The organism is Paenibacillus tundrae (assembly GCF_030812775.1).
GTDB classification, from domain to species: Bacteria; Bacillota; Bacilli; order Paenibacillales; family Paenibacillaceae; genus Paenibacillus; species Paenibacillus tundrae_A.
In genome coordinates this window covers 343380-349894 of sequence record NZ_JAUSTI010000008.1, presented here as the reverse complement: position 1 = coordinate 349894, position 6515 = coordinate 343380, and the positions used below count along the sequence as shown (strand labels likewise).

The following is a 6515-nucleotide window of genomic DNA, read 5'->3' as shown; positions in this document are numbered from 1 at the left end:
GTTGTATCTCCATTCCGGTCTCTTTGGTGGCATACATAAAAAATACCCCATAGAGAGACTTTTTTAAAGTGTCTACTCTATAGGGTACAGTTTAACACAAGGCAGTCGCTGTTTTTTTCTTATGCAAAGTTTTATACCCATGGAATACCGCAATCCATCTTCGGATGTCATTAGGAGGACATGGAAGGAGCGTCCGCTTGTTTCGTAACGGAGCCTTTCAACCAGTGAGCACGCCATTTGGATTGCATAACCAGCACTAACAACATGGATGCTGCAGCAATTAGACTAAGGATGACAAAGCCTGGCGTGTACGATTGATAAGAGCTATACAACTGGCCGAGAATGAGAGGCAGTGCATATCCACCAAGTCCACCAGCCGCACCAACGATTCCGGTCATGAGTCCAATTTCATTGCCAAACCGTTGAGGAACTAATTGGAACACCGAACCATTTCCGGCACCAAGACACATCATGCCAAGGAATAACATAACGACAACTACAGGGAGTGGAGGGATGAAGGATACACCTACTAGCATGATACATGCTCCTGTATAGAGGAAGGTTAACATGCGTGTCCCGCCGAGTTTATCTGCCAGATAACCGCCAACAGGTCGGAAGAAGCTGCCTGCAATAACGCAAAAGGTAGTGATATCTGCTGCACGAACAGGTGACAGTCCGTATTGAGTATTGAAAAAGATAGTCAGATAGTTACATAATCCAACGAAACCGCCAAAGGTTACACAGTAGAACGCGCAGAACACCCAAGCATCTCTTTGCTTCAACAAACTTCCATATTGAGATAGTTTCTTCGGTTCAGGGCGATTCGGGCTATTACGGGCAAAGATAGAAAAGAGGATAAATACAATCACGATAGGGATAATCGCTAGACCAAATACAACTTCCCAACTGCCAAAGTGCGTAGCTAACCGGTTAGCGAACAATGTAGCGAGCACTGTTCCACTATTCCCTGCGCCTGCAATTCCCATCGCAAGTCCTTGATGTTCCTTCGGATACCACTGTCCTGCAAGTGGCAATGCTGCTGCGAATGAAGCGCCTGCTACACCAAGCAGAAGTGCGACTACATATAACTGGCTTAGTGATTCTACCCATAACCAGCCTAATAATAAGGGGATAATGGTGACAATCATACCAATCTGAGCCGTTCGTTTCGGGCCAATATAATCGGACATAAATCCGAGTACAAGTCGAAGAATCGATCCGCCGAGAATAGGGAGTGCCACGAGATTAGCCTTCTCTAGGGGAGTCATCGGGTAATCCAAGGCAATGACAACGGCCAGTGGACCAAGCATACCCCAGATCATAAAGCTGATATCAAAATACAAAAATGCGCCAAAGAGGGTAGGCTTATGCCCGCTTTTCCAAAAACTTTTGCTCTCCATCATCCATCATCGCTCCTCATCCAATTGAAAATAATTCTTACACGTGGTGTGTGATCCAATAGAAAAAGGCCACAAATCGTCCAGATCATTGAACGATTTGCGGCCTCTTTGCCGACTGGCGGAACACGTCATTGTGTTTCCGCACCCGATAGGATCACAGCACTGTGATTTTGATTCAAATTATAAAAAAGGAATTTAAGTATGTCAACAAAAATTACATGAAATTTAAAATTACCTAATTTTTAATGTCAAAACTTACTTTTGTGTTAATTTTATTGACATCATTTAAATTTTAACTTAATCTGAATCTAATATGAATTCACACAATGGCGTGTGAAATTCCGGAGGCAACGGTGCCCTTTTCCGCATGATGGAGAAGGGATTTTTCTGTTTTTTTATCAGCATGTGAACGAGTAGGGGGTAGCTCATGGGTAAAAAGAAGCTGGTGGTCATCGGAAATGGTATGGCTGGCGTGAAGTGCATCGAGGAGATCATCGCCATTGCTCCGCATACGTATGACATTGTGATTTATGGTAATGAGCCAAGGCCTAACTATAACCGGATCATGCTGTCCAAGGTTCTACAAGGCGAGCATACGGTGCAGGATATCATTCTTAACGATTGGAGCTGGTATGACCAGCATGGCATTCGGCTTCATACAGGAGAGACGGTTACTAGAATTAACACGCAGGAGAAATATATAGAGACGGCGTCTGGAATGAAGGAGTCCTATGACAACCTGATTCTAGCAACAGGATCATCCCCATTCATTCCACCGATTCCGGGAGTAGATAAAGAGAGAGTAATGTCATTTCGAACAGTGGATGACTGTACACAAATGGCTCAATATTCGAAGCAATACGGCAAGGCTGCTGTTATTGGTGGTGGCTTACTTGGACTAGAGGCCGCTCGAGGACTTCTACATCTTGGCATGGATGCGGTTATCGTTCATAACGCGCCTTATATCATGAACCGTCAGTTGGATGCCCAAGCCGCGGATATGTTACAGCGGGAACTGGAGAGTCAGGGGATGAAGTTTCTTCTATCTAAGAATACGAAGAAAATTGTGGGCAGATCCCAAGCGCAAGGTCTAGCTTTTACGGATGGTTCGAGGCTCGAAGCGGATGTAGTGATCGTAGCTGTAGGTATTCGCCCCAATGTCGAGTTAGCTAGACGGAGTGGGATTTATACCAATCGTGCCATTGTTGTTGATGATTTTATGCGTACCCGTGTTCAAGATGTATATGCAGTTGGTGAATGTGCGGAGCATCGGGGGATCAGTTATGGGCTGGTGGCTCCATTGTTTGAACAAGGAAAGGTTCTAGCTCGTACGTTATGCCAGCAGGAAACGGGAGCGTATGCAGGCTCAATTCCGTATTCGCAACTGAAAGTTTCTGGGGTGGATGTATTCTCCGCAGGAGACATTAGCGGTGAAGGCATGCAGACAGCAATACAGATGCTGGATGGTGTTCAGGGAACCTATAAGAAGGTGCTTATGCAAGCAGGCAAGGTTCGAGGGGCTATTTTGTTTGGGGATACGACAGAAGGAACGGCATTGCTCAGTCTTGTTCAACGGGGAGCTGACGTAGCTGAGTTACGACCACGTGATGGAGAACCTGATCCGGCGGAAAAAGCGGCCGCAGCATTACCTGCACAGGACACAGTATGTGCTTGCAACAATGTTAGCAAATCGGCGATTATGCAGGCGATCCAAGAGCATGGGCTACAGAATGCGGATCAGGTTAAGGAGCGAACAAAAGCATCCGGCTCATGTGGTGGATGTCGTCCCATGGTTGTAGCTCTGGTGAAGCACACGCACAATCTCCAGAAGAACGGCAGCGGCGCGAGTACTGCTGCGGATACCGAAGTGGATCAGACGGAGCTACCGATATGTGGCTGTACAACGCTGGGACATGATGGACTCAAGAATGCGATGGAAGAGATGTACCGGGAGCAAAAATCTTCGGTGGGACTGACATTGGCTATTCAACACGGATCCGGTTGGGAGTCAGAGAAGAATCTATTGCTGCAAAAACTGAGCTGGGAAACAGCATCGGGATGTGAGGTTTGCGAACCAGCACTTCGTTATTATGCACAAGTACTAACACGTGGAGTTGCAGGTATAAACTCTGATCGTGAATGGGGTGTTTACGGGGCAGGGCAAGCGCATGGAACTCTGGTGTACAGTGATGACGCTATGTATGATGCTCTTTCGGGGTCAGATGTGGATGGACTCTTAACAGAACGACTTCGTCTGGCGTGGAGAGGTATGGCGATGCCTGCTCCAGTTAAAATTGCGGTAGCTACAAGGCTGTCGTCACCTCTTAGCCCAGTTGTTCAAGATTTAGGTCTGCAAGCTTCTCCTGCTGGGTGGGAGGTATATGTTGGCGGCCATGCAGAGCAGCCCGTTAAGCAAGGTGGATTGTTAGGACTTGCGGAAACGGTAGAGGATGCAGTGCGGCTTACCTCAGCGTGTCTCCAGTGGTATCGCCAGACAGCGCGATTTGACGAACCGATGTGGTCATGGTCGGAGCGACTAGGATTCATGTCGATTCGAGAGACACTGCTGGATTATCAGTTGCAGGGTGAGCTGGTGATTAGACAGAACGCCGAGATGGCGAGTACATCGGATGCTCGGGAAACAGTTTCATCATATGGCAGGACGACTGTGCAAGGTCAGAAATGATGTGAATGATCATTTTAGTGGAATGGCGGGATGAGGATGACACCATCTATCAATGCAGAGAAGACAGCTTCAATGCTTCGGGTACAGGAAACGCAGTGTCCCTATTGCAGTGTGCAATGTAAGATGACGGTGAGCGAAGTAGCTGGGTCTATTACAGGTGAACGTCGAGCGGAATACATCGTAGAAGGGGTTCCGAATAAGGCTTCACAGGGCCGGTTGTGCGTCAAAGGCATGAATGCACATCAACATGCGCTCAGCAAAGAACGTTTGCTGCATCCACTAATCCGTCGGGATGGTGAACTTGTAATCAGTTCATGGAGCGAGGTAATAGAGTTCATTTCGGAACGGTTCAGCCATCTGCAAGAGAGTTATGGAGCAGACACACTTGGCGTGTATGGTGGAGGCTCTCTTACCAATGAGACGGCTTATTTACTCGGCAAATTCGCAAGGATTGGTTTAGGAACGAAGTACATCGACTATAACGGACGGTTCTGTATGTCGGCAGCGGCTTCGGCTGGCAGTAAGGTGTTTGGCATGGATCGGGGACTAACGTTTCGTTTATCGGATATTCCTCTCGCACGTTGCATTGTGCTGGCCGGTACGAATATTGCTGAATGTCAGCCTACACTCCTTCCTTACTTTAATCAGGCAAAAGAAAATGGAGCATTTATTATTGTGATTGATCCACGCAAGACGGCAACTGCAGGGATCGCCGACCTCCATTTACAGGTTAAACCGGGAATGGATGCGTTGTTGGCAGATATCATGATGAAACTAATTATAGATGCAGGTGATGTAGATCATCAGTTTATTGGGGATCGAACTCATGGCTTTGAACAGTTACAGCAGGAACTGGCGGAGATGGATCTGGAGCAGGCTGCCGCCAAGTGTGGCATTGAACTTGAACAGATTCGTCAGGCTGCACTTGCTTATGGTCAGGCAGATACAGCTATGGTTATGACTGCTCGCGGGGTTGAACAACAGACCGATGGACATATGGCGGTTCGGCATTTTCTGAATCTGGTGCTCGCGACAGGCAATATTGGTAAACCTGGTTGTGGCTACGGCGCAATTACAGGTCAGGGTAACGGTCAGGGTGGTCGTGAGCATGGTCAGAAAGCCGATCAGTTGCCAGGCTATCGCTCGATTGAAAATGAGCAAGATCGTGCCTATGTTGCATCCGTGTGGGGTGTGGATCCAGCGAGTTTGCCGGGAAAAGGGGTCTCTGCTTATGAAATGATGGAACTCGTTCATGATCAGAAGATTCGTGGTCTATTCGTGATGGGCTCCAATCCAGTGGTGTCGAATCCGAATGTGCGCTTGGTGGAAGAAGGTCTGCGTAAGCTGGATTTTCTAGTCGTGGCTGATATGTTTCTCTCCGATACTGCGCGGATGGCAGATGTGGTGCTACCCGTTACAGCGTATCTGGAGAACGAGGGGACATTAACGAATCTGGAAGGTCGTGTTCTTCTTCGTGAACAAGGCATACCAGCACCAGGTGAGGCGCTTCATGATTGGGACATCTTATGTCGCATCGCTGCGGAGATGGGCAAGGTTTCGTATTTTCAATTCCAGTCTGCCGAGGAGATCTTCAATGAACTGCGAGAAGCCAGCCGGGGAGGCGTTGCTGATTATTATGGAATCACGTATGAACGACTACGTCATGAAAAAGGAATCTATTGGCCTTGCCCGTCAGTGGAGACCACGGGAGAAGGATTAATATTTGCTGAACGCTTTGCTCACGCCGACGGCAGAGCCTCCTTTACTGCAGAGGCGAGTCCAGGTTGGAATGAAGTATCCCGAGAATTCCCACTAATTCTCACGAATGGGCGTGTGCTTCCGCATTATCTTACCGGCGTACAGACGCATCGAAGTCCGACGCTTGAAGCTCGTGAGTTGGAGAACTTTGTTGAGCTTCATCCAACTACGGCTGCCCGTCATCGTATTCGGGATGGTGAATGGGTAGAGGTTCAATCTGTGTATGGTAGCTTCACGGTTCGAAGTAGGGTGAAGGAGCATATTCGTGAAGATACGTTGTTCGTACCGATGCACTGGGGCGGCATCCAGAATGTGAATAGAGCTACAAGACCTGAATTGGATCCGTATTGCCGTATGCCCGGCTTCAAGACGGCAGCGGTTACGATCCGTCCTTTACGTTTGGTATGATATACATTTTTGTGTAAATGAACAGAAGGTTTCCTTGAGAAGAGGGAACCTTCTTTATTTTTGCTATGGATGTGGGGTAGTTCATAGGTTTCATATAAAAGGTGAGAAATGACTCATGTATGTGAAGAAGGATTTGGTTATCATACTAAATAGGGGCACATATGTACGTATTATTTTCATTTTGGTAAGGGAGTCTCGTAATCTAGCACTGTAATTGGCACTCAAGGACAGATCAATGAGATAATGGATATATTTAATAGATA

3 protein-coding genes are annotated in these 6515 nt (G+C 47.4%); 2 read left to right on the top strand and 1 reads right to left on the bottom strand.

What is annotated here, in order from left to right; genetic code table 11:
• Nucleotides 1-170: 170 nt before the first annotated feature.
• On the bottom strand, nt 171-1400 hold the full coding sequence (locus tag J2T19_RS16655) for a nitrate/nitrite transporter (RefSeq protein WP_145049560.1): 1230 nt from the start codon (nt 1398-1400) through the stop codon (nt 171-173).
• Nucleotides 1401-1827: 427 nt separating this feature from the next.
• Between J2T19_RS16655 and J2T19_RS16650 the strand changes: the two genes are divergently transcribed.
• Together J2T19_RS16650 and nasC are read left to right on the top strand one after the other, a co-directional pair.
• Complete coding sequence (locus J2T19_RS16650; protein ID WP_307217646.1) at nt 1828-4086, top strand: FAD-dependent oxidoreductase; 2259 nt, start codon at nt 1828-1830, stop codon at nt 4084-4086.
• Between the two features lie 36 nt (nt 4087-4122).
• Nucleotides 4123-6252, top strand: coding sequence for an assimilatory nitrate reductase catalytic subunit NasC (gene nasC, locus J2T19_RS16645; RefSeq protein ID WP_370874891.1), 2130 nt, complete (start codon nt 4123-4125; stop codon nt 6250-6252).
• The last annotated feature ends 263 nt before the right edge of the window (nt 6253-6515 follow it).

Bases quoted from the DNA above. Each gene is read 5' to 3' on its own strand.
- nasC (WP_370874891.1), top strand. From the start codon at position 4,123: ATGACACCATCTATCAATGCAGAGAAGACAGCTTCAATGCTTCGGGTA.
- J2T19_RS16650 (WP_307217646.1), top strand. From the start codon at position 1,828: ATGGGTAAAAAGAAGCTGGTGGTCATCGGAAATGGTATGGCTGGCGTG.
- J2T19_RS16655 (WP_145049560.1), bottom strand. From the start codon at position 1,400: ATGGAGAGCAAAAGTTTTTGGAAAAGCGGGCATAAGCCTACCCTCTTT.